This is a genomic window from Salipiger mucosus DSM 16094 (assembly GCF_000442255.1).
Lineage (GTDB): Bacteria > Pseudomonadota > Alphaproteobacteria > Rhodobacterales > Rhodobacteraceae > Salipiger > Salipiger mucosus.
The window spans coordinates 519,965-540,489 of record NZ_KE557275.1 but is presented as its reverse complement, the minus strand read 5'-3'; the positions used below and the strand labels follow the sequence as shown (position 1 = coordinate 540,489).

Below are 20,525 nucleotides of genomic sequence, written 5' to 3'. Positions count from 1 at the left end.
CGCCGGGGGCGGGCGCGGGCTGCGAGGGAGCGCGTGTTCGGGAGACCGCGCCGAACAGGGGCCCGGCGCGGGAGGGATCAGGCGGCCGACCGCCCGGCAAGCCGTGCGCGCAGCGCGGGCGGCAGGAGACGGGCCGCCGAGATACGCGGGAGCGGCATTTCCGCGATGGTCGTCTCTTCGCCGTAGAGCGCGCGATACTCTTCGTGATTGTCAAAGCTGCGCCGCGCCACGTAGTCGATGTAGGTCTCGGCAGCGGTGCCCTCGGCCAGGATCAGGTCATGCGCCTCGGTCTCGACGTGGTAGACGGTGTAGCTTGCCCCCAACTCGGAGAGCGGCACCCAGTCGATGCCCGCGCCGTTGACCAGCGCCGAGGCGTTCACCAGCAGGCCGTCGACCAGAAGGGCGTGATCCGCCGTCACCCGCAGGTCGCGACGCGGCAGGCCGTCGCCCAGCGCGCCGGCGCGGATGCGCACCGGCATCAGACGCTCCGCCGGCGCGAAGGCGCAGACCACGCGCTGCCGCCCGATCCAGCGCACCGGCACCGTGTTGCCCTCGGCGGTCAGGATCTCGTCGCCGATGCGCAGCTTTTCGACCTCGGTCTCGCCAGAGGGCGTGGCGATGCGCGTGCCGGTCAGGAAGCACTCGGTCAGCGACGAGGCGGTCGCCGCGCCGAGATCGGAGGGCAGGTTCGACGTGTCGAACCCGGCGGGAGTCACCACGTAGAGAACCACGTCGCCCAGCGTGCCGCCGCTGTCCGCCTCGCTGAAGATCGGATAATCGAATCCGTTGATGTCGATGGTGCCGACAAATGTTCCGGTGCCCACGAACGTATTCGCCGTGTCGTCCACGACTTCGCCGGGCGTGAAAACGGAATCGCCGCCGTCGTCGGAAATGACTTCGCCACTCACGAAATTGGACAGGATGAGATTTCCGTTCTGGTAGAAATGCGCGGTTCCTGAGTACGTGGCCATGTGATCCTCCTCCACTGATACGGGGTCACGCTACTCTATGGCGGGAATTGAATCGATTCATTTCCACTCATGATTGAACAAATGTTGTCGCGCGCGGCATGGTGTGTTTCGATCCGCCTCAGCGGCCGCGTTTCGGTCCGCGTGCATCAGGACGGACCGCCTGCCATGACCATCGACCCGATCACCGCCTCGGCCGAGGACTTCGCCCCCTACGTCGGAGACACCTTTCGGGTCGAGAGCGTCGCCGGCCCGGTTCCGCTCGTGCTGGACAACGTCAAGCGCTTCGACCGCTCGGACGTGCGCGACAAGCGGGTCGAGATCGACGGGAGCGTGTTGCCCGCCCGGCAGGCCTTTGCGCTGACCTTCGAGGGGCCGGTCGCGCCGGTGCTGGTCAGCGACACGGTCGAACTGGCACATCCCGCGCTCGGCCGCCTCGTGCTGTTCCTCTCGCCGTTCCGGCAGGATGACGACTGCATGCTCTACGAGGCCCTGTTCAACTGACCCGCGCGGTCATAGCTCGCGCGGGCGCGTGTCGGGCCGCCATTCCAGCGACAGGTGATGCCCCTCGGAGCCGGTCTGCCGGAACCCGTGGCGCTGGTAGAGCCGCAGTGCGGGGCTGGTGCGTTCGACCTTGAGCCGGACCGGCACCTTGCCGCCGTGCGCCTCGTTCAGGAGGCTGCGCAGGATGTCGGTGCCGATCCCGCGCCGCTGCCAGGCGGGCAGGAGCGACAGCTCGATGATGTGCAGCACCTCGTCCCGGCGGTCGATGTAGAGCCGCCCGATGTCGGTGCCGTCCAGCGTGATGATCCGCCGGACGGCACCGGGAAAGGCGCGGGCGTAGTGCAGGTCCTGCGCCTCGAACTGACGTTGCAGGAAATCGCGCTTCTCGTCCTCGGGCCAGACAGTGAGCGTGAACTCCCATTCGCGCGTCGCCGCGTAGACCTGCCGGAGAAAGGCACGGTCGGTGTCGTGGATGACCCGGAAGGCGATCTGCCTGCGGTGGTGATCGAGCATCGGCGGCCCCGGTCTGGCGTCGAAGGGCCGCGTCAGCTGCGCGACGGGTAGATGCCCTGCAGGGCGATCTCGTAGTTCAGCACGAGATAGGGCGGCATGTGGTCGAAGGGCTGCTGTCCGCCCGTGTTGCCGACCGAGATCGCGTCGGAGGCCATCTCGCGGTTGGGCGCCTCGCCGGGCGGGGAATAGACCTGCGCGAGGCCGAGAAGATTGCCCGTCGGGTTGGTTTCCGTCGCCGCTCCGGTCTCGGCCATGAGGCTCGCCTGGTGCGTGTGCGAGGGCATGTTCTGCACACCGAGCGTCGTGCTTTCCGTTCCGCCCTTCTGCCCGATGGTGCGCAGGGACAGGCCCGCTCCGTGGCCCTGGCCGATGGCGGTCCGGCCGGCGAGGTCCGGCAGCCCGAAGGTGGTCCGGCCGTCGCCGCCATAGTTGGTTCCCAGCAGGGAAAAGAGGGCGCTGTTCTGGGAGATGGGCATCAGCTGGCCCTGGCAGAGGGCAAAGCCCCTTTGTGCAAAGTCGTAGCCTACGAGATAGATCTGGCCAACAAACGGTTCGGACATGATTTTTGTGCCTGTTCTGGTCGGACGGTCCCGCGGCGAGCCCTCCCGGCAAGACCGTCGAATCCCTGTCCTCTTCAACAATCAAGACACCCGTGGCGGGCGCCCGGGCGGAAATATCAACCCGTGGTTGTCACCCTACGAGAAATTCACGTTACGTCAACGTTTTGTGGAAATTTTCAGCAGCAAGAGAACCGCGGGAGGGCGAGCCTCCCGCGGGACAATGTGTGCGGACCGGGCACCCTGGGTCGCCAAGGCTGATGTGCGGTGCCGGCGGGCCGGTGTCAGTCGTCCCAGGCGACGTCGAACTTTGTCACCAGGGCCGAGACGTCGGCCTCGGTCAGGGCCCGGGGCGAGAGGCCCCGGGTCATCATCGCGAGCCGCGCGCCGGCCTCGAGCTCCTCGATGGCATAGACGGCCGCCTCGAGCGACTTGCCCGCCACCACGGGGCCGTGGTTGGCCAGCATGACCGCCGACCGCTTACCCGCGAGACCGCGGATCGCGTCGCCGATGGCCGCGTCGCCGGGCATGTAGTAGGGCAGCAGCTTGACCCGGCCGAGCTGCATGATCGGATAGGGCGTCAGGTGCGGCAGGAAGTCGTCGGGATCGACCTCGGGCATCATCGACAGCGCAACGGAATGGCACGAATGCAGGTGCACGATGGCCCCGGCGGTGCTGCGCGTCTCGTAGAAGGCGCGGTGCAGGGGCATTTCCTTGGTGGGCCTGTCGCCCTCGACGTGGTTGAGGTCGGCGTCGAACCGGCTGAGCCGCGCCGGGTCGAGCGTCATGAAGGACGAGCCCGTGGGCGTGACCAGCAGCCCGCCGTCGGGCGTGCGCACCGAGATGTTGCCGGTCGAGCCATGCGTCAGGCCGCGCGCGTGCAGGGCACCGGCAAAGCGGCAGACGTCCTCGCGCAGGTTGGTGATGTCGCTCATGTCCGCCCCGCGAGGGTCGCGAGGGCCTTGGCGAAAAAGTCCTCGTCGCCGAAATTGCCGGACTTGAGGGCCAGCACCAGGTCCCGGCCCTCGGCGGCGACGGCGGGCACGCCGGGGGCGATCTCGGGGCCGATGCGCAGGGCGGTGATGCCCAGCCCCTCGACCACGGCGCCCGAGGTCTCGCCCCCGGCGGTGACGAGGCGCGTCACGCCGCCCACCGACGAGCGCCCGGGCGGTTTCCGCGAAGAAGGCCTCGAGACGGCCGGCGACGATCTCGCGGCCATAGCGGTCCTGCGCAGCCTTAACCGTCTCGGGATCGGCGGAGGAATAGAGCAGCATCGTGCCCTCGGCGTCGAGCGCCGCGCGCGCGGCCTCCGCAGGGGTGACGCGCTCTTCCATGACGTCGTCGGCGGTGATCTCGCGGGCCGGGTTGCTTTCGGCCCAGCGTTTGATCTGCGCGCGGGTCATGCGCGAGGCGGAGCCCGCGATCAGCGCGGCGGGGCCCTCGAGACCCGTCCAGGTCTCGGAGGGGGGCGCGGCCCGGCCCGGCTCGAGCAGGTTCGCGGGAAGGCCAAGCGCCACGCCGGAGCCGCCCGTGATGAGGGTCAGGCCGCGGGCGGCGCGGCCGATCTCGCGCAGGTCCTCGTCGCGGATCGCGTCGACCACGGTCAGCGGGCGCCCTGCCCCGGCCTCGGCCGCGAGCGCCTTGGCGATGGCCTCGGCCCCCTCGAAGACGGTGGGCGCCGCGACATGGCCGACGGCCCGGCGGGTCTGCCGCGCGAGGACGCGGCGGATGTCAGGGTCGGTCATCGGGGTCAGCGGATGGCTCTCCATGCCCGACTCCGACAGCAGCGCGTCGTTCACGAAGAGATGCCCCTGGTAGACCGAGCGCCCGGTCGCCGGGAAGGCGGGGCAGACGATGGCCGTCTCGGTGCCGAGCCGGTCGAGCAGCGCGTCGATGACCGGGCCGATGTTGCCCTCGGGCGTGGAATCGAAGGTCGAGCAGTACTTGAAGAAGAATTGCTCGCAGCCCTGCGCGCGCAGCCAGTCCAGCGCCTCGAGCGAGAGGCGCACCGCCTCGGCGGCGGGAATGGTGCGCGACTTGAGCGCGACCACGCCGGCGTCGATGTCGGCGGGCGCGGGGCCCTCGGGGACGCCGGTGAACTGGGTGACCCGCATCCCCTCCTTGGCGAGGTTGTTGGCGAGGTCGGAGGAGCCGGTGAAATCGTCACCGATGCAGCCGAGCTTCATGCGTGGTCTCCGGGGTTGTCCGTGGGTGTGGTCTCAGGCATCGCGCAGCGCGTCCTTGCGGGCCTTGCGGCGGCGCAGCAGCGGCATCACCACGGTCATGACCACGAGCGCGATGGCAATCGCCAGCAGGATGGCGCTGATCGGGCGCGTCCAGAAGACGGAGGGGTCGCCCCGCGTCATGGCCAGCGAGCGGCGCAGCTCGCTTTCCGCGATGGGGCCGAGCACGACGCCGAGGATGATCGAGACCAGCGGGAAGCCGATCTTTTCCAGAAGGAAGCCCGCCACGCCGAAGCCCAGCATCAGCCAGACGTCCATCATCGAGTTCTGGACCGAGTAGGTGCCGACGATGCAGCAGATCACGATGACCGGGCCGAGCACCGAGTAGGGCACGTCGAGCAGCTTGGACAGGATCGCGATGAAGGGCCGCGAAAAGACGAGGATCAGGATGTTGACGATCAGCAGGCCAACGAAAACCGCGTAGATCAGGTCGCTGTTGCCGGTCATGAAGGTCGGCCCGGGCGTCAGGCCGTGCACGATGAAGGCGCCGAGGATGATCGCCGTCGTGCCGGAGCCCGGGATGCCGAGCGCGAAGAGCGGCACCAGCGCGCCCATGGCGGCGGCGTTGTTCGCGGCCTCGGGGGCGGCGACACCCTCGGGCGCGCCCTTGCCGAAGCTCTTGCGGTCCTTCGACCAGCGGACGGTCTCGCTGTAGGCGACCATGGCGGCGGTCGAGGCGCCGATGCCGGGCAGGATGCCGATGGCCGTCCCGAGGAGCGACGAGCGCATGACGGTCATGCGGATCCGGCGGATGATCGGCCAGTCGAAGATGCGGATGGTGAATTTCTTGGTGGCGAGGTGGATGTCGCCTTCCTGGCTGCGCTTGAGCACCTCGGAGACGGCGAAGAGGCCGATGATGACGGGGATCAGGTTGATGCCGCTCATCAGGTGCAGGCTGCCAAAGGTGAAGCGGGTCGCGCCGGTCAGCGGGTCGAGCCCGACGGAGGCGATCACGAGGCCGATGCAGACCCCGATGAGGCCCAGCAGCAGGTTGCCGCCCAGCGAGGCCACGACGGTCAGGCCCAGCACGGCCAGCGCGAAGAACTCGGGCGAGGAGAATTGCAGCGCGATGTCGGCCAGCAGCGGTGTCGCCACGATCAGCACGACGGTGCCGAGCATGCCGCCCACGGCCGAGGACAGGATGCCGACGCCGAGCGCCTTGCCGGCCTCGCCCTTCTGGGTCATCGGGTAGCCGTCGAGCGCGGTCATCACCGCCTCGGGCGTGCCCGGCGCGCGGTAGAGGATCGCCGTTATGAGGCCGGAAAAGACGCTGGAGGCGTAGATGGCGGTCAGCAGCATGAAGGCCCCGGTGGGCTCCATGGAGTAAGTGACCGGCAGCAGGATGACGACGAGGATCACGCCGCTGATGCCGGGCAGCGCGCCGCCGACGAAGCCGATCAGCACGGCCGAGGCGAGGATCAGCAGGTTGATCGGCTGCAGCACGACGCCGAAGCCGCCGATGAGGTCTTCAATCATTGCGCGTCCTTTCGGGGGCGCCCGCGACGGGGGGCGTCAGGGCAGCGGGATGTTCAGCAGCCGGTCGAAGACCACGGCCACGAGCGCGACAGCGACACAGGTGGTCAGAAGGATCCTGAGCGGCTTGCGCTCGCCGAGGATCACGTTCGCGATGGCAGCGAAGACCGCCGTGGCGATCAGGTAGCCGGTGTAGTCCATCACCACGGTATAGGCGATGGTCGCGACGAGCATGCCGAGGTGGCGGTAGGTGAAGCCGCTCGCGTCGTCGCGTTGCACGGCCTCGTCCGCGATCTCTTCCTGCGGCGTGTCGCCATCGTCCTTCGTGACGAATTGTCCGGGCCCGCGGGTCACGAGCAGGACGAGCATCAGGACCACCAGCGCCAGCATGATGACGAGGATCAGCAGCGGCCAGGTGCGCGGTCCGATCAGCGTGGTGACCTCTGCGCCGCCCGGCAGCTGAAGCGCGAGCCAGAGGAACAGCAGCCCGGCCAGCGCCGAGGCCGCGACGAATGAGTAGAGTCGTGCCGTCATGTCGAAAGCCGCCTTTCCAATGCTCGGGCTGGCCACACCGGGTCCGTGCGCGAAGCCGCCCGGGGCGCTTGCGCGCTCCGGGCGGCCCGCTTGTGCCGATTACTGGTCGGCCAGCAACTCTTCGAAGAACGCGAGGTTCTCTTCAAGCACCTTGCGGTAATCCTCGCTGCCGAGCCAGCCGGAGCGGACGTCGAGGTTCGCCTTGGCGGCATAGGCCTGGTAGTCTTCGGAGTTGAAGACGTCCTCGAAGGCGGCTTCGATGGCGGCGATGATCTCGGGATCGGTCTCGGCATTGATGAAGACGCCCCGCTCGTTGCCGAAGGTGAACTCCCAGCCGTTCTCGACGGTGGTCGGCATGTCGGGATAGGCCTCGAGACGTTCGTCCGCAAGCGCCAGCACCGGCTTCATCTCGCCCGATTCCATGTAGCCCTGGATCGCGCTGATCTCGTTGAACATCCCGTCGATGTTGCCGCTCAGCAGGTTGGCCGAGGCGGCGCCTTCGTTGTCGTAGGGGATGAAGTTCAGGTCAAAGCCCGTCGCCTCGTTCAGCGCGAGGAAGGCCATCCGGTCGACGCTGGCCGCGTGGGTGCCGCCGATCACGACCTCGCCCGGGTTTGCCTCGGCGTAGGCGCGGAAGTCCTCGAAGGTCTCGTACTTCTCGGGGTTCACGACGAGCGTCAGCACGTCCGACTGCATCCGGGCGACCGGCGTCAGCTGCTCGAGGCCGATGGGGTTCTGGCCCGCCGCGCGGCTGGTGATGAAGGTCGAGGAGGCGAAGTCGAGCGACTCGCCGTTGGGCTCGCTCTGCGCGGTGCGCTGGTGCGCCAGCGCGCCGGAGGCCGACGGCAGGTTGATGACGGTGATGTTGGTGCCCAGCCGCTCTTCGAGCATCGGCTGCACGGTGCGGGTGAAGTTGTCGGTGCCGCCGCCGGCGCCGGCCGCGACGAAGGCGGTCATGCTGGAGGGGCTGAACTCGGTGTCCTGCGCGAGGGCCGGGGCCGCGATCATGAGCGCGACGAGCGCCGGGGCGGCCGTGATGTGGCGAAGGGTCTTATGCATGGGTATCCTCCCTAGGGTCTGATGCATGTGGTGGCTTGAACCGGGGCGCCTCCTGCGCCCCGATGCATGGGTCTGGCTGCCTCAGGCGGTCAGCTTGCGGTCGGCGAGACGCCGATCCTGTTCGTGCCGCAGGCGCAGCAATTCGCTGTCCTCGTCAAGCACGAGATCGCTCATGCGGATCGGCTCGGCCGCCTGCACGTCGCGGGCAAGCACCCGGTTCGACGCGATGTAGAACGGGGCCGGGCCTTGCGGCGTGAGCGGCGCGCCGGGCACCATCCGCGACGAGACGCCGTCGATGGAGTGGTGATGGCCGCCCATGTCGAGCCGGGCGCCCGCGGGAAAGTCGCGGTCGGCCACGGCGACGAGGTCGACGTGATGGCCGGGGCGTTCGGCCCCCGAGGAGACGCCGCGCAGGGCCATCTCGAAGACGGTGGTGGCCGCCTCCATGCCCAGCAGGTGGCGCGGGATGTAGACCATGGCCGTCTTGCCGTCGCGGCTGAGCACGTGGCCCTTGCCGCGCAGCAGGTCCCAGGTTTCCTCGTGACGGCAGCGGACGACGACGAAGACGCCGCCGGCGAAGCTGATCTCGCCCGGGGCCCGCAGGCAGTGGAAGACGTCGAGCACGCCCGCCTGCGAGAGGATGCCGCCATCAGCCGCCTCGCAGAGGATCGAGGGCACCTCGTCGATGCGGGCGATGGGGCAATGCAGGTCGGGGCGGTCCGGCAGCATGCCGCAGGAGTTGGCGACGATGGTCATCTCGCAGAGGTCCGGCACCGCGCGCTGCGGCAGCGCGGCGGTGGCTTCGGACCGGCGGGCCACCATGTCGGGCACGGCGGCATCGCCGAGCCGTTCGAGACCGGCAAAGCCCGGCACCTCGTGGACCGTGCCGTTGCAGTCGATGGTGCCAGTTTCCGGGTCGTAGACGAAGTCGTACTCGCTGGACTTGCCCGCGCAGACGATCTCGAGGCCCAGCACCTCGGCCCAGGTCACGAGACCGATGAGCAGGCTGGGCTGATCGCCGTCCACGGGCGAGACGATGACACCCGCCTCGCGCGCCATGTCGGCGAGGCCCGGTCCCGCAACGCTGTCGACCTCCTTGGAGACCATCGCCACGTGGCAGCCGGCCTCGATGGCCCTGGCCGCGTGGTGGGCGCCGACCTCGGGGTTGCCCGTCGCCTCGACGACGACCGCGACCGGCAGGGCCGCGACCGTCTCGTAGCGGCCGGTGGCGATGAAGGCGCCGGCCTCCCAGGCGCGGTGCGCCTCCTCGGGCGTGTGACACTCGCGGATGTCGGCCTCGGCGATGCCCACCGAGCGCAGGCTTGCGGCGGCGATGGCGGCCTCGACGTCGACGGCGACCCGCACCGAGAGACCGGGCACGACAAGGCCCTGCGCGAGGAAGCTGCGTCCGAAGCCGCCGGTGCCGATGATGCAGCACTCGACCGTCCTGTCGCCCCGTCCGAAGTAACCGTGGTGGTTCATGTCCTCTCCCGTGCCCTCTCCGCGGATCGGTCGGCTTGCATGCAATGCGCGGGATTTTCCGCACCAGAGGCAGCCTTCCGATGAATTTCGGGATTAATTGCATGCAATATTGGCTCTGTCAAATCCCTTCGGGCGTTTCCTGTTGCTGCTGGCGGACATTGCATGCAATTCAGGGACATGACTGCCGACACCCCCACCCTCGAGGCGCCGCGCGGCACCCGGTCCGCCTTCGTGACCGAACGCGTGCGCGACATGATCACCAGCGGCCAGCTCGAACCGGGCAGCCGAATCAACGAGCGCGTGCTGGTCGAGCAGCTGAACATTTCCCGCACGCCGCTGCGCGAAGCCTTCAAGATCCTCGAACGCGAGGGGCTGATCTCGATCCGGCCCAACGTCGGGGCGACGGTCGTGGTCTTCACGATGGACGATGTCGAGGCCTCGATCGAGGTGCTGATCGGCCTCGAGAGCATCGGCGCCGAGCGGGCCGCCGAGCGCGCGACCGAGGCGGAGATCGCGGAAATCTCGGATCTGCACGATCGCATGGTGGCGGCCTTCGAGGCGGGCGAGTTGATGACCTATTTCCACATCAACCAGGACATCCACCAGAAGATCATCGACGCCGCGCACAATCCCGCGCTCTCGCGCGTCTATGCCGAGGAATGCGCCCGCATCCGGCGCTTCCGATTTGCCGGCAACCGCGACGAGGCGCGCTGGACGCGGGCCGTGCACGAGCACGAGCAGATCCGCGACGCGCTGATCCGCCGCGAGGGGCCGCTGCTGCGGGAGCTGCTGCGCGCGCACCACGTCGCCGGCTGGACCGCGGCGCGCCGTGCCCTCGAGGCCGAAGAGGCCGCGACCGGGCGGGCTGTCGCACAGTAAGGCGCACCCCGCCACCGCTGGAGAGGGCGGGGCCTGCCGCCGGTTCCGGCCGGCACGAGTGAGCTACGGACTTTCCGGCGCCGGGGCTGGTCACCACCCGCCCCGGCCCTCCCGCATTGGCGTCAAGCCGCAGGAATTTCCGGAAACCCTGTGCGCCCGCAACCGCCGGCCACATGGTTGCAGCATCGGCGCCCCCTATGGTTCCCATAGCTCCCTTCCCTCCGGCCGCCGGGACAGTTGACTCCCCGCCCGCCCGACGCTCAGCTAAGCGAGCGGAATTTCGGAAACGTTCCTTATTTCAAATGGTTACCGATTTCCTCACGAGAGGGCCGCGCCTGTTTCGCAGAGGGAGGAGAAACATGACTATTCGCAAAGCAGCATTCCTTGTCGCCCTGACGGTGCCGGCCGTTCCGGCTTTCGCCCAGGACTACCCGGAAATGACATTGCGCTACGCGATGCCGGTGTCGCAGGGCGTTGTTGCAGAACTCAGCGGGTGAAGGATTCACATCGGGAATCCATGCGATTAGACGAGCAGCATGAGCAAGCCCAAGCCCGCCCGCTACCGCACGACGAACTGGTCCGCCTACAACGCTGCGCTCCGCAAGCGCGGGTCTTTGCTGATCTGGCTGGACAAGGAGATGGTCTGGCACGCGCCGCATGAGGGCCGCCCTGGGCGCCCGCCGGTGTTCTCGAATGCGGCGATCCAGTTCTGCCTGTCGATCAAGGTGCTGTTCAAGCTGCCGCTCAGGCAGACCGCCGGGCTGGTCGCCAGTCTGCTGCGTCTCGCGGGGCTGGACTGGCCCGTTCCGGACTATTCGACCTTGAGCCGGAGGCAGAAGACCCTGAAGGTGCAGATCCCCTATCGCCGTGCTGGCGGGCCGCTGAACCTGCTGGTGGATAGCACCGGCATCAAGTTCCTCGGCGATGGCGAGTGGCAGGCCCGCAAGCACGGTGTTCAGGGGCGACGCCAATGGCGCAAGGTGCATCTGGCGATGGACACCGCCACATCCGACATCCGCGCGGTCGAGTTCACCCCCAGCCGGGACGGCGACAGCCCCGTCCTGCCGGACCTGCTCGACCAGATCCCCGAGGACGAGGACATCGGCACCGTGACCGCGGATGGCGCCTACGATACCCGCCGCTGCCACGGTGCCATCAACGCACGCGGTGGCACGGCGATCATCCCGATCCGCAAGAATGGCCGACCGTGGAAGGATGATTGCCCAGCCGCCCGGGCCCGCAACGAAACCCTGCGCGCCACACGTCACTACGGTCGGGCGTTCTGGAAACGGTGGACGGGATACCACGCCCGCAGCCGCGTGGAGGCCAGGATGCGATGCCTGAAGGCCTTCGGCGAGCGCATCGCCGCACGGGATCCTGATCGGCAAACCGCCGAAATCCACATCCGGGTCGCCCTTATCAATCGCTTTAATGCCCTCGGCACCGCCGAGATCGTCCGCGTGGCCTGAAACTAAAGGGGAAAGGGGAAGTCACGCCTCAAGCCGCCTTTCTGCAACAATGCCGTGTCGCAGACGACAGTCCAGTCGCAGAACGTCCAGCAATGGGCCGACGAGATCAACGAGAAGAGCGGCGGCAACATCAGCATCGAGATCTTCTGGTCCGAGTCGATGGGCAAGGCCACCGAGATGCTGAGCCTTCTGTCGAGCGGCGCAGTGGACCTCGGGTCGCTGTCCCCCGCCTATTTCCCGTCGCAGATGCCGTTGACCGGCGTGACGCAGCTGCCGAATGTCTACCCCGACGTGGCGGCCGTCTCGCGCGTTGCCCACGCCCTGGATGCCACGCCGGAGGTGCAGGCCGAGAATGCGCAGAACAACCTGGTTCCGATGTTCTGGACCAGCCTGCCCGTCTACCACATCGTCTGCAGCAAGAAGATCGCGTCCATGTCGGACTTCCCCGGAACGCGCATCCGCGCCTACGGCGAATACGTCCCGCAGATGTGGTCGTCGCTGGGGGCCACAGGTGTCGTGACCACGGCCACCGAGCAATACGAAGGGATCCAGCGCGGCGCCGTCGACTGCGCCTACGCGGCGGACGACTTCTCGCTCAACTACAACCTCTACGAGGTCGCGGACTACTACGTCGACGCCGGCTTCGGCGCGATCACCAACTACCCGACCTACATGAACGCCGCGAAATGGGAGAGCCTGGACGAGAACGTGCAGAACCTCTTCCGCGAAGCCAGCGAGAACGCGATTGCCCGCGATGTCGCCGAAGTCGAGAGCTTCGCGGCCGATGCCCGGGACGAGATGCTGTCCAAGGGTCTGGAACTGGTCGAATTCACGGAGCCCGATGCCTTGCAGGAGGCGACCCCGGATTTCCTCGAACTCTGGGCCACCCAGATGGAGGAACGTGGCGCCGGAACCGAGGCGGAGGCCGTGATGCAGGTCGTGCGCGACAACCTGTCCGCCTCGAACTGATCAAGACGCGGCGGGCGCTTCGTGCCCGCCGCGATTCATCGATACGGGACACTTCACCGTCATGGTCCGACTTACTGACGCCCTGAACGCGGTCGTGCTGCGGGCGGGCGATATATGCCTCGCGATTTCCGCCGTGGTGATCCTTTTCCTCGCGGTTGTCGGAAGTGCCGATGTTCTCGGGACCTACCTGTTCCTGAAGCCCGTCCCCGTGGCACGCGAGCTGAGCGCCGAGTTGCTGGTTCTCCTGATTTTCGGGGCCCTGCCACGCGTGGAACGCATGCGCCGCCACATCGAGGTGGACCTAGTTATGGAGCGCATGCCCGGCCTGCTGCAGCGCCTGAGCCGTGTCCTGGCCCTTGCCACGGGGCTCGCGGTCTTCCTGGTTCTCGCGCAAGGGGCGCTCGCGATGGCCACGGAAAGCTACGAGTACGGCGAGTTCGCCGCAGCGGTGATCCGGTTCCCGGTCTGGCCGATCAAGGTCGTCTTCGCGGCCATGGTCGTGACCAGCGTTGCCGAATACCTCCGCCAGATCGTCGTTGCGATCTCGACGATCCGGCATCCGACACGAGCCACGGAAGGCGGCACCGATGGGTAATCTCGCAGACGGCTTCCTGATCATCGGGATCCTGCTGGTCGTCATCGCCGCGGGCATTCCGGTCGGCATCGCAATGGCCGCGGTCGCGATGGCCGGGCTTGCCCTCACGGCCGGCCTTCCCTTCATGCTTTCGACCGCGGAATCCCTGCCCTACGCGCTGGCCAGCGACTTTGCCTTCGTCGTGGTCCCGATGTTCGTGCTGATGGGGGCGCTCACCTCAAGCGCCGGCATCACGCAGGAGCTCTATTCCGCCGCCTACAGGTGGAATGCGGGGGTCCGTGGCGGACTCTACTACGCGACGACGCTTGCATCCGGCGGCTTTGGCGCGATCAACGGATCGACGGTCGTCAGCGCGACGCTCTTCACCCGGATCGCCCTGCCCGAAATGCTGCGATACCGCTACTCCGGCTCCCTGAGCGCCGGCTGCATCGCGGCCGCGGGGACCTTCGCGGCCCTGATTCCCCCGTCGCTCGGCATGGTGATCTACGGCATCCTCACGGAGGAAAGCGTGGGCGCGCTGCTGGTGGGAGGCCTGTTGCCCGGCCTGCTCACCGTCGCCGTCTATTTCGTGGGTATCTTCGTCCTGGTGACGCTGAACCCGTCTGCAGCCCCGCCGGTCGAGGAGCGTTTCACGCTGCGAGAGAAGCTCTCGAGCCTCAAGGGAATATGGGCCTTCTGCCTGCTCGCGGCCATTGTCATGGGCGGCATCTACTCCGGGGCCATGTTCCCGTCGACGGCCGGCGCGGCGGGTGCCGGAGGGGCCCTCGTCATCAGCCTCCTGCGCGGACGCATGAAGATGCGGGCCCTCTGGGACTCGCTGACGGAAGCCGTGGTCATGTCGGCCGCCCTGTTCATCATCATCATCGGCGGCCTGTTCCTGTCGCGTCTTCTGCTGATTTCCGGGTTCATCAGCGAGATCTCCGGCTACGTGACCTCCATCGACCTGGCCATCTGGCAGTTCATGGCCATCCTTGTCGTGCTCTACCTGATCCTGGGAATGTTCGTCGAAGGCATCTCGATGCTCGTGATGACCATTCCCTTCGTCTACCCTGTCGCGACCAGCCTCGGGCTCGACCCGATCTGGATGGGCGTGATCGTGGTCAAGCTGGTCGAGATCGGCGCCATCACCCCGCCGGTCGGCATCAACCTCTTCGCGGTGATCGGTGCTTCGGAACGCAGGGTCAACTCGAGCATGATGTTCCGCGGGATCTTTCCCTTCATCCTGATGGAGACCGTGACGCTGGGCCTGCTGCTCGCCTTCCCTGCCATTTCAACCTGGCTCCCCTCCGTCAGCTACTGACGGAGACGGCCTCGAAGAGGACAGATCATGGCCACCGACAGCAAGGTTGCCGTCATCATCGGCGCCACGTCGAAGTGGCAAGGCGACGGCGCCAGCACCGCGACAGCGCACGGCGCCGCCGTGACGGACGAGGCCTTCCCGCCCGGGCTTCGCTGGGGCGTGGGCGGGGCTCTCGCACAGAAGTTCGCGGCCGAAGGCTACCTGACGATCATCACGACGCGCCGCGCACAGAACGCTGCAGGCCTGGTCGGTGTCATCGAGGCCGCGGGCGGCCGCTGCCGGGTCGTGGACCTCGATCTCGCGCAACCGGCGTCGATTGCCGAGGCCTTCTCCGGGATTGTCGAAACGCACGGCGCGCCGGACGTGGTGATCTACAATGCCGGCTACAGCCACGGCCGCGAGCTGCCGGCCGGGAACGAACTGATCGAGCATGTTCCCGAGGAGATCTTCGAGACCGCCATCAACCTCGCCTGCCGCGGTCCCTACCTCGTCGCGCGAGCCGTGCTGCCTGCCATGCGGGCGGCAGGGGCCGGGTCCTTCTTCCTGACCAACAACCAGTACAGCCTGCGCGGGCGCCAACGACGGACCGGGGAATCCCTGTACTACCCCAGGGTCCTGATGCGCGCCTTCGCCCAGGTCCTGACCGAGGAGTATTCCCCGCACGGGATCCATGTCGCCAACGTCATCATAGACGGAATGATCGACTCTCCGGGAACCCGGGCGGCATCCAGGGGGCCGCATGGCGGCGAGGAGGAACAGCTCATCGATCCGCGGAAGATCGCGGAGGCCTACTTCTACCTGCACGCGCAGGACCCCACGTGCTGGAGCCACGAAATCCAGCTCACGCCAAGCAAGCGACCGGTCACTTTCTAGGCGTGCCGTTCTGGATCGGGCCCACGGATCGAGGCCTGCTGCTGCTCTGCATGGATCAAGGCCGGAAACCACCGACCTTCCCGCCCGTGGGCTTCTCCATCAGTCGCGGCGTGTCGCAGGCGACGGCTTTGACGCGGCCGGCGTGACATCTCGTGCCGGACCCCGCTCCCGGCCGGGCGGCAGACAGGCCCTCATGAATACGCGCGAGATTGCGCGTGAACGCGTGCCCGGTGGTCATGGGCATTCCCGGAGTTCCGAACCCCCGGGTCGAGGCCCATCGGCCGGGCGTCCGGGCACCTACGAGTTGCTGGCGTCTGCCCGGTGACGGGCTTCGGGATGCCGGTGGTGATCCGCAAACCCTGTCACGGCCCGCGACGGATCGTCGGCCCCGCGCGTTCCGTGATTGTTGTCCGGACCGACCTCGCGAGCCGGCTGAGCCAGTTCGTCCAGGCTGCTCCAGTCATCGATGACCTTTCGCCTCGCAACCCGCCAGATGCCATCGCGTTTCTCGAAACGGTCGAGATAGCGACCGACCCGCATCCGGATCCAGTGCTTGCCATCTTCTTCCCGGCGCTGCGAAGCCATGAAGTAGGTCTCGACATCTGCCACGTCGCCGCGCAGGTCGATCAGGATATTGCCGATGTGGTGGACCGACGACGAAACAGCGGGGTTTTTCGCGCTTTTCGCGAATGCGGCGAGCGCATCGTGCTTTGTCCCGCGGAAATTCCCGTGGTCATCCTCGGCATCCTCGTGGAACGCAGGATCGAGCAGCGTGGCATCTCCACGATCGATGCCGCGCGCGTAGGCGTAGATCGCCTGGCGAATATCCTCGTGATCCTTCAACCGCGTCACCTCGGCGGCGAGGTCTGCCAGCTGCCTTTCCATGTCTGTCATTGTCGCCCCCTCCGGAAACTGATGAACGTGATGTCTTGTGCCCGGCAGCATGGCCAGGCCGGTCGCATTGGTCAGGCGCCCCATTCCGCGACGCGACACGTCTCTGGATCTCAGATCCGCGCACAGGTCTGCATGGGCTGGATACCTTCGCCGCCGTCACATCAACTCTCATAAACGAGCCGGTCAAGAACCTCGATGGATTCATGAGCCCTGATACGCCGGACTGGCGAGCATCCCATGCGTCTTCGGCAAGCAGGGCCGCAGCTGGTCCACATGCGTATCGCGCTGCCGGACAAGGTCGCCCATCGGCGGCCTCCGTCACATGGCGACTGGATCACGCAAGGCCGTGCCGATCAATGATTCCACGCCGAAACGGAGCCCAATCTGGACCCGATGGCGGTCTGTGATTTCGAGATCAGTGGTGAGCCGTGCAGGATTCGAACCTGCGACCCACTGATTAAAAGTCAGTTGCTCTACCAACTGAGCTAACGGCCCACTGTGCGGGGGCTTCTAGAAAGAGCGGCGGGTGGGGTCAACCCCAAAAAAACGCCTTTTCCCCGTCACGTGCGTCCGCAGCGCCCGCTGGCTCTGGAAAGGTGCAATCGACAGGCGTATATGCCCGCCATGACACGCGGCGGCGACAGACTCCCCTTCATGAAGATGCACGGACTCGGCAACGATTTCGTGGTTCTCGACGCGCGTGCGCGCGACATCGACATGACCCCCGCGCTGGCCGAGGCCATCGCCGACCGGCACCGCGGCGTTGGCTTCGACCAGCTCGCAGTGATCTCGCCCGCGCAGGGGACGGGCGACGCCCGCCTGATCTTCTACAACGCAGACGGCTCGACCGCCGGGGCCTGCGGCAACGCCACCCGCTGCATCGCGCGATTCCTCATGGAGGAGACCGGCCGCGATCGCCTCGCGCTGGTGACCGAACGCGGCACCCTGCAGGCCCGCGACGCCGGCGAGGGGCTGACCTCGGTCAACATGGGTCAGCCGCAGACCGACTGGGCCGAGATCCCGCTGGCCGAGGCGATGGAGACGCTCGAGCTGCCGATCGAGGGCGCGCCGACCGCCACCGGCATGGGCAACCCGCACTGCACCTTCTTCGTCGCCGACGCCGAGACGGTACCGCTCGCGCAGTTCGGCCCCCGCTACGAACACCACCCGCTCTTCCCGGACCGCACCAACGTGCAGGTCGCCAGCCTCTCGGGCGAGAATCGCCTGCGCATGCGCGTCTGGGAGCGCGGCGTCGGCGTGACGCTGGCCTCGGGCTCCTCCTCCTGCGCGACGGCGGTGGCCGCGGTGCGGCGCGGGCTGACCGGCCCGCGCGTGACCGTGGATCTCGACGGCGGCACGCTCGAGATCGACTGGCGCGACGACGGCGTCTGGATGACCGGCCCGACCGCGCATGTCTTCGACGGCAGCTTCACCGCCGCCTGGCTGGAGGCCCTCGCATGAGCGCGCCCAAGTTCACCACCCTGGGCTGCCGGCTCAACGCCTACGAGACGCAGGCGATGAAGGCCCTCGCGGAGGACGCGGGCATGGGCGATGCCGTGGTCGTCAACACCTGCGCGGTGACGCAGGAAGCCGTGCGCAAGGCCCGGCAGGAGATTCGCCGCCTGCGCCGCGAGAATCCGGGCGCCCGCGTCATCGTGACCGGCTGCGCGGCCCAGATCGACCCCGACAGCTTTGCCGCGATGGAGGAGGTCGACTCGGTCATCGGCAACACCGAGAAGATGTCGCCCGACACCTGGCGCGGCCTCGCGGGCGATTTCGTCGGCGAGACCGAGAAGGTGCAGGTCAACGACATCATGTCCGTCACCGAGACGGCGGGCCACCTGATCGACGGCTTCGGCACCCGCAGCCGCGCCTACGTGCAGGTGCAGAACGGCTGCGACCATCGCTGCACCTTCTGCATCATCCCCTACGGCCGCGGCAACTCGCGCTCGGTGCCGGCGGGCGTGGTGGTGGACCAGGTCAAGCGGCTGGTGCAGTCGGGCTTCAACGAGGTGGTGCTGACCGGCGTGGACCTGACCTCCTGGGGCGCCGACCTGCCGGGCACGCCCCGGCTGGGCGACCTCGTGATGCGGCTGCTGAAGCTCACCGACGTGCCGCGCCTGCGGATCTCCTCGATCGACAGCATCGAGGCGGACGAGAACCTCATGCAGGCCATCGCGACCGAGCCGCGCCTGATGCCGCACCTGCACCTCAGCCTGCAGCACGGCGACGACCTGATCCTCAAGCGGATGAAGCGCCGCCACCTGCGCGACGACGCCATCGCCTTCTGCGAGGAGGCCCGCCGCCTGCGCCCGGAGATGACCTTCGGCGCCGACATCATCGCGGGCTTCCCGACCGAGACCGAGGCGCACTTCGAGAACTCGCTGAAGCTGGTCGAGGACTGCGACCTGACCTGGCTGCACGTCTTCCCCTATTCCGCCCGCCCCGGCACGCCGGCCGCGCGCATTCCGCAGAAGATCGACGGCCGCACGATCAAGCACCGCGCCGCCCGCCTGCGCGACGCGGGCCGCGCGGCGGTCGAGCGTCACCTCGCGGCGCAGGAGGGGCAGACCCACCGTGTGCTCATGGAAGCCCCCGACATGGGCCGGACCGAGCAGTTCGCAGAGGTCGGCTTCGACACGCCGCAGACCGAGGGCGCCGTCGTCACGGCGGTGATCCGCGGCCACAGCGGCCAGCGGCTGACGGCCTGAGCCGATGCATCCGAACCCGGCCTTCCGACAGGCTGACCGCGACACCGCCCTCGCCCTTGCGCGCGACCGCGCCTTCGGCACGCTGGCCGTCGCCTCCGAGGGCCCGCCACTCCTCAGCCACGTGCCCGTCCTGCTCTCGGCGGATGGCACGCAGGCCGAACTGCACCTCGTGCGCTCGAACCCCATCTGCCGCGCCGCCCGGCAGGGCGCCCCGGCGCGGCTCGCCGTGACCGGGCCGGACGGCTACGTCTCGCCCGACTGGTACGGCCTCTGCCCCGACCAGGTGCCGACCTGGAACTACCTCGCGGTGCATCTCACCGGCCGGCTCGAACCCATGCCGCCCGAAAGCCTGCCGGACCTGCTCGCCCGCCAGTCCGCGGCCTACGAGGTGCGTCTGCCCAAGACGCCCTGGACCATGAACAAGATGCAGCCCGAAACCCGAGACAGGCTGCTGCGCATGATCCTGCCCTTCCGGCTCGCGATCGACAGCGTCGAGAGCACCTGGAAGCTCGGCCAGAACAAGCCCGCCGAGGCCCGCCACGCCGCTGCCGGGGCGATGGAGACCGGCATCGGCTCCGAGCTCGCGGCGCTCGCCGCCCTGATGCGCGGGGCCGGCGACTGACGCCCGCGCCGGACGCAGATTGCGCTCCGGCGCCGGATGGGCCATGACATCGGCATGACACTCGGCACGCGCGCGCTTCTCGTCCACCTGCTGACCGCCACCGGCGCGGTCTTCGCCATGCTGGCGCTGCTCGCCGCCGCGCAGGAGCAGTGGTCGATCATGTTCCTCTGGCTGGTCGTGGCCTTCGCCGTGGACGGCTTCGACGGCCCGCTGGCGCGCAAGTACGACGTCAAGACCAACGCCCCGCGCTTCGACGGCGTGCTGCTCGACCTCATCATCGACTACCTGACCTACGTCTTCATCCCGGCCTTCGCGCTTTTCCAGTCCGACCTGCTGCCCGGCTGGACCGGCTGGATCGCGATCATCGTCATCACCTTCGCCTCGGCGCTCTACTTCGCCGACAGCCGCATGAAGACCGACGACAACTCCTTCCACGGCTTCCCCGGCTGCTGGAACATGCTGGTCATCGTGCTCTTCGCCATCAAGCCGGCCTTCTGGCTCATCCTCCTGCTGGTGGCCGTGCTGGCCGTGGCCATGTTCCTGCCGCTGAAGTTCATCCACCCCGTGCGCACCGCGCGCTGGCGCGCGCTCTCGCTGCCGCTGGCGCTGGCCTGGACCTTTTTCGCGGGCTGGGCCGCCTGGGTCGACTTCCACCCCGAAAGCTGGGCGCACTGGGGCCTCGTGACGACCTCGGTCTACCTCGTCTTCGCCGGCATCGCGCAGCAGGTCATCCCGCAACGGCGCGGCTGACCCCGGGACACGGCACGCCCCCGTCCCTTCTTCTTGTTTCCAAATACGCAATGGCCGGCGCCCGCGTCCCGGCCCGCCGCGAGGGCGGCGCCCCGCGCCGGACTTGCCAAGCCCCCGGCGATGTCGCAAG

General features: G+C 67.9%; 22 protein-coding genes, 1 tRNA gene and 1 pseudogene. 12 read left to right on the top strand and 12 right to left on the bottom strand.

The features are described from left to right. Window positions 1-77 precede the first annotated feature (77 nt). Window positions 78-971 carry a Hint domain-containing protein gene (locus SALMUC_RS28235; RefSeq protein ID WP_020043215.1) on the bottom strand — a complete coding sequence of 298 codons (894 nt, stop codon included), beginning with the start codon at window positions 969-971 and terminating at the stop codon, window positions 78-80. Window positions 972-1,136: 165 nt separating this feature from the next. Between SALMUC_RS28235 and SALMUC_RS11900 the strand changes: the two genes are divergently transcribed. Continuing rightward, window positions 1,137-1,472 (top strand): DUF6916 family protein, encoded by a 336-nt coding sequence (locus SALMUC_RS11900; protein WP_020043216.1) that lies wholly within the window; start codon window positions 1,137-1,139, stop codon window positions 1,470-1,472. Between the two features lie 9 nt (window positions 1,473-1,481). Here the strand turns inward: SALMUC_RS11900 and SALMUC_RS11895 are convergent, their stop codons facing one another. From SALMUC_RS11895 to SALMUC_RS11860, 9 genes and pseudogenes are all read right to left on the bottom strand, one after another. After that, window positions 1,482-1,985: a GNAT family N-acetyltransferase gene (locus SALMUC_RS11895; protein ID WP_020043217.1), complete on the bottom strand. Its 504-nt coding sequence runs from the start codon at window positions 1,983-1,985 to the stop codon at window positions 1,482-1,484. Between the two features lie 32 nt (window positions 1,986-2,017). Continuing rightward, on the bottom strand, window positions 2,018-2,545 hold the full coding sequence (locus tag SALMUC_RS11890) for a phage tail protein (RefSeq protein ID WP_020043218.1): 528 nt from the start codon (window positions 2,543-2,545) through the stop codon (window positions 2,018-2,020). Between the two features lie 281 nt (window positions 2,546-2,826). Beyond that, window positions 2,827-3,477, bottom strand: a complete 651-nt coding sequence (gene otnC / locus SALMUC_RS11885) for a 3-oxo-tetronate 4-phosphate decarboxylase (protein WP_020043219.1) — start codon at window positions 3,475-3,477, stop codon at window positions 2,827-2,829. Next, window positions 3,474-3,761, bottom strand: a complete 288-nt coding sequence (locus SALMUC_RS31670; RefSeq protein WP_342663035.1) for a nucleotide-binding domain containing protein — start codon at window positions 3,759-3,761, stop codon at window positions 3,474-3,476. The genes otnC and SALMUC_RS31670 overlap by 4 nt, the downstream gene beginning before the upstream one ends. Then, a pseudogene (gene otnK, locus SALMUC_RS11880) lies at window positions 3,757-4,728 on the bottom strand (3-oxo-tetronate kinase); the annotation flags it as partial. The pseudogene otnK and the gene SALMUC_RS31670, both read right to left, overlap by 5 nt. 33 nt (window positions 4,729-4,761) lie before the next feature. After that, entirely contained in the window at window positions 4,762-6,261 is a 1,500-nt protein-coding gene (locus tag SALMUC_RS11875) for a tripartite tricarboxylate transporter permease (protein ID WP_020043221.1), read from the bottom strand. 36 nt (window positions 6,262-6,297) lie between these two features. After that, on the bottom strand, window positions 6,298-6,792 hold the full coding sequence (locus SALMUC_RS11870; RefSeq protein WP_020043222.1) for a tripartite tricarboxylate transporter TctB family protein: 495 nt from the start codon (window positions 6,790-6,792) through the stop codon (window positions 6,298-6,300). Window positions 6,793-6,891: 99 nt separating this feature from the next. After that, window positions 6,892-7,851, bottom strand: coding sequence for a Bug family tripartite tricarboxylate transporter substrate binding protein (locus SALMUC_RS11865; RefSeq protein WP_020043223.1), 960 nt, complete (start codon window positions 7,849-7,851; stop codon window positions 6,892-6,894). Between the two features lie 81 nt (window positions 7,852-7,932). Further along, window positions 7,933-9,333, bottom strand: a complete 1,401-nt coding sequence (locus SALMUC_RS11860) for an NAD(P)H-dependent oxidoreductase (RefSeq protein ID WP_020043224.1) — start codon at window positions 9,331-9,333, stop codon at window positions 7,933-7,935. A 162-nt stretch (window positions 9,334-9,495) separates the two neighbouring features. On the opposite strand from SALMUC_RS11860, the gene SALMUC_RS11855 reads away from it, so the two are divergent. The 7 genes from SALMUC_RS11855 (at window position 9,496) to SALMUC_RS11830 (ending at window position 15,418) form a co-directional block, all read left to right on the top strand. Then, complete coding sequence (locus SALMUC_RS11855; protein WP_021120285.1) at window positions 9,496-10,212, top strand: GntR family transcriptional regulator; 717 nt, start codon at window positions 9,496-9,498, stop codon at window positions 10,210-10,212. 359 nt (window positions 10,213-10,571) lie between these two features. Continuing rightward, window positions 10,572-10,709 (top strand): hypothetical protein, encoded by a 138-nt coding sequence (locus SALMUC_RS29760; protein WP_020043226.1) that lies wholly within the window; start codon window positions 10,572-10,574, stop codon window positions 10,707-10,709. Between the two features lie 39 nt (window positions 10,710-10,748). Then, window positions 10,749-11,681, top strand: a complete 933-nt coding sequence (locus SALMUC_RS11850; RefSeq protein WP_021119896.1) for an IS5 family transposase — start codon at window positions 10,749-10,751, stop codon at window positions 11,679-11,681. A gap of 54 nt (window positions 11,682-11,735) precedes the next feature. Then, window positions 11,736-12,650, top strand: coding sequence for a C4-dicarboxylate TRAP transporter substrate-binding protein (locus tag SALMUC_RS11845; RefSeq protein ID WP_020042666.1), 915 nt, complete (start codon window positions 11,736-11,738; stop codon window positions 12,648-12,650). Between the two features lie 61 nt (window positions 12,651-12,711). Further along, window positions 12,712-13,245: a TRAP transporter small permease gene (locus tag SALMUC_RS28230; RefSeq protein ID WP_020042667.1), complete on the top strand. Its 534-nt coding sequence runs from the start codon at window positions 12,712-12,714 to the stop codon at window positions 13,243-13,245. Then, window positions 13,238-14,545, top strand: coding sequence for a TRAP transporter large permease (locus tag SALMUC_RS11835; protein WP_020042668.1), 1,308 nt, complete (start codon window positions 13,238-13,240; stop codon window positions 14,543-14,545). The genes SALMUC_RS28230 and SALMUC_RS11835 overlap by 8 nt, the downstream gene beginning before the upstream one ends. Window positions 14,546-14,572: 27 nt before the next feature. Then, window positions 14,573-15,418, top strand: a complete 846-nt coding sequence (locus SALMUC_RS11830) for an SDR family oxidoreductase (protein WP_020042669.1) — start codon at window positions 14,573-14,575, stop codon at window positions 15,416-15,418. A 297-nt stretch (window positions 15,419-15,715) separates the two neighbouring features. Here the strand turns inward: SALMUC_RS11830 and SALMUC_RS11825 are convergent, their stop codons facing one another. Next, complete coding sequence (locus SALMUC_RS11825; RefSeq protein ID WP_020042670.1) at window positions 15,716-16,312, bottom strand: nuclear transport factor 2 family protein; 597 nt, start codon at window positions 16,310-16,312, stop codon at window positions 15,716-15,718. 419 nt (window positions 16,313-16,731) lie between these two features. Next, window positions 16,732-16,807, bottom strand: a tRNA-Lys gene (locus SALMUC_RS11820). 120 nt (window positions 16,808-16,927) lie between these two features. On the opposite strand from SALMUC_RS11820, the gene dapF reads away from it, so the two are divergent. Genes dapF through SALMUC_RS11800 form a run of 4 tightly spaced genes read left to right on the top strand, consistent with a single transcriptional unit; the run spans window position 16,928 to window position 20,395 of the window. Then, window positions 16,928-17,773: a diaminopimelate epimerase gene (dapF, locus tag SALMUC_RS11815; RefSeq protein WP_020042672.1), complete on the top strand. Its 846-nt coding sequence runs from the start codon at window positions 16,928-16,930 to the stop codon at window positions 17,771-17,773. Beyond that, complete coding sequence (mtaB, locus tag SALMUC_RS11810; protein ID WP_020042673.1) at window positions 17,770-19,023, top strand: tRNA (N(6)-L-threonylcarbamoyladenosine(37)-C(2))-methylthiotransferase MtaB; 1,254 nt, start codon at window positions 17,770-17,772, stop codon at window positions 19,021-19,023. The genes dapF and mtaB overlap by 4 nt, the downstream gene beginning before the upstream one ends. A gap of 4 nt (window positions 19,024-19,027) precedes the next feature. Further along, entirely contained in the window at window positions 19,028-19,645 is a 618-nt protein-coding gene (locus SALMUC_RS11805) for an FMN-binding negative transcriptional regulator (RefSeq protein ID WP_020042674.1), read from the top strand. 54 nt (window positions 19,646-19,699) lie between these two features. Further along, complete coding sequence (locus SALMUC_RS11800) at window positions 19,700-20,395, top strand: CDP-alcohol phosphatidyltransferase family protein (protein ID WP_051155904.1); 696 nt, start codon at window positions 19,700-19,702, stop codon at window positions 20,393-20,395. The last annotated feature ends 130 nt before the right edge of the window (window positions 20,396-20,525 follow it).

Excerpts from the sequence above, each read along its gene's own strand:
- SALMUC_RS28235 (WP_020043215.1), bottom strand. The coding sequence starts at position 971 with ATGGCCACGTACTCAGGAACCGCGCATTTCTACCAGAACGGAAATCTC.
- SALMUC_RS11900 (WP_020043216.1), top strand. The coding sequence starts at position 1,137 with ATGACCATCGACCCGATCACCGCCTCGGCCGAGGACTTCGCCCCCTAC.
- SALMUC_RS11895 (WP_020043217.1), bottom strand. The coding sequence starts at position 1,985 with ATGCTCGATCACCACCGCAGGCAGATCGCCTTCCGGGTCATCCACGAC.
- SALMUC_RS11890 (WP_020043218.1), bottom strand. The coding sequence starts at position 2,545 with ATGTCCGAACCGTTTGTTGGCCAGATCTATCTCGTAGGCTACGACTTT.
- otnC (WP_020043219.1), bottom strand. The coding sequence starts at position 3,477 with ATGAGCGACATCACCAACCTGCGCGAGGACGTCTGCCGCTTTGCCGGT.
- SALMUC_RS31670 (WP_342663035.1), bottom strand. The coding sequence starts at position 3,761 with ATGGCCGCGAGATCGTCGCCGGCCGTCTCGAGGCCTTCTTCGCGGAAA.
- SALMUC_RS11875 (WP_020043221.1), bottom strand. The coding sequence starts at position 6,261 with ATGATTGAAGACCTCATCGGCGGCTTCGGCGTCGTGCTGCAGCCGATC.
- SALMUC_RS11870 (WP_020043222.1), bottom strand. The coding sequence starts at position 6,792 with ATGACGGCACGACTCTACTCATTCGTCGCGGCCTCGGCGCTGGCCGGG.
- SALMUC_RS11865 (WP_020043223.1), bottom strand. The coding sequence starts at position 7,851 with ATGCATAAGACCCTTCGCCACATCACGGCCGCCCCGGCGCTCGTCGCG.
- SALMUC_RS11860 (WP_020043224.1), bottom strand. The coding sequence starts at position 9,333 with ATGAACCACCACGGTTACTTCGGACGGGGCGACAGGACGGTCGAGTGC.
- SALMUC_RS11855 (WP_021120285.1), top strand. The coding sequence starts at position 9,496 with ATGCAATTCAGGGACATGACTGCCGACACCCCCACCCTCGAGGCGCCG.
- SALMUC_RS29760 (WP_020043226.1), top strand. The coding sequence starts at position 10,572 with ATGACTATTCGCAAAGCAGCATTCCTTGTCGCCCTGACGGTGCCGGCC.
- SALMUC_RS11850 (WP_021119896.1), top strand. The coding sequence starts at position 10,749 with ATGAGCAAGCCCAAGCCCGCCCGCTACCGCACGACGAACTGGTCCGCC.
- SALMUC_RS28230 (WP_020042667.1), top strand. The coding sequence starts at position 12,712 with ATGGTCCGACTTACTGACGCCCTGAACGCGGTCGTGCTGCGGGCGGGC.
- SALMUC_RS11835 (WP_020042668.1), top strand. The coding sequence starts at position 13,238 with ATGGGTAATCTCGCAGACGGCTTCCTGATCATCGGGATCCTGCTGGTC.
- SALMUC_RS11830 (WP_020042669.1), top strand. The coding sequence starts at position 14,573 with ATGGCCACCGACAGCAAGGTTGCCGTCATCATCGGCGCCACGTCGAAG.
- SALMUC_RS11825 (WP_020042670.1), bottom strand. The coding sequence starts at position 16,312 with ATGACAGACATGGAAAGGCAGCTGGCAGACCTCGCCGCCGAGGTGACG.
- dapF (WP_020042672.1), top strand. The coding sequence starts at position 16,928 with ATGCCCGCCATGACACGCGGCGGCGACAGACTCCCCTTCATGAAGATG.
- mtaB (WP_020042673.1), top strand. The coding sequence starts at position 17,770 with ATGAGCGCGCCCAAGTTCACCACCCTGGGCTGCCGGCTCAACGCCTAC.
- SALMUC_RS11805 (WP_020042674.1), top strand. The coding sequence starts at position 19,028 with ATGCATCCGAACCCGGCCTTCCGACAGGCTGACCGCGACACCGCCCTC.
- SALMUC_RS11800 (WP_051155904.1), top strand. The coding sequence starts at position 19,700 with ATGACACTCGGCACGCGCGCGCTTCTCGTCCACCTGCTGACCGCCACC.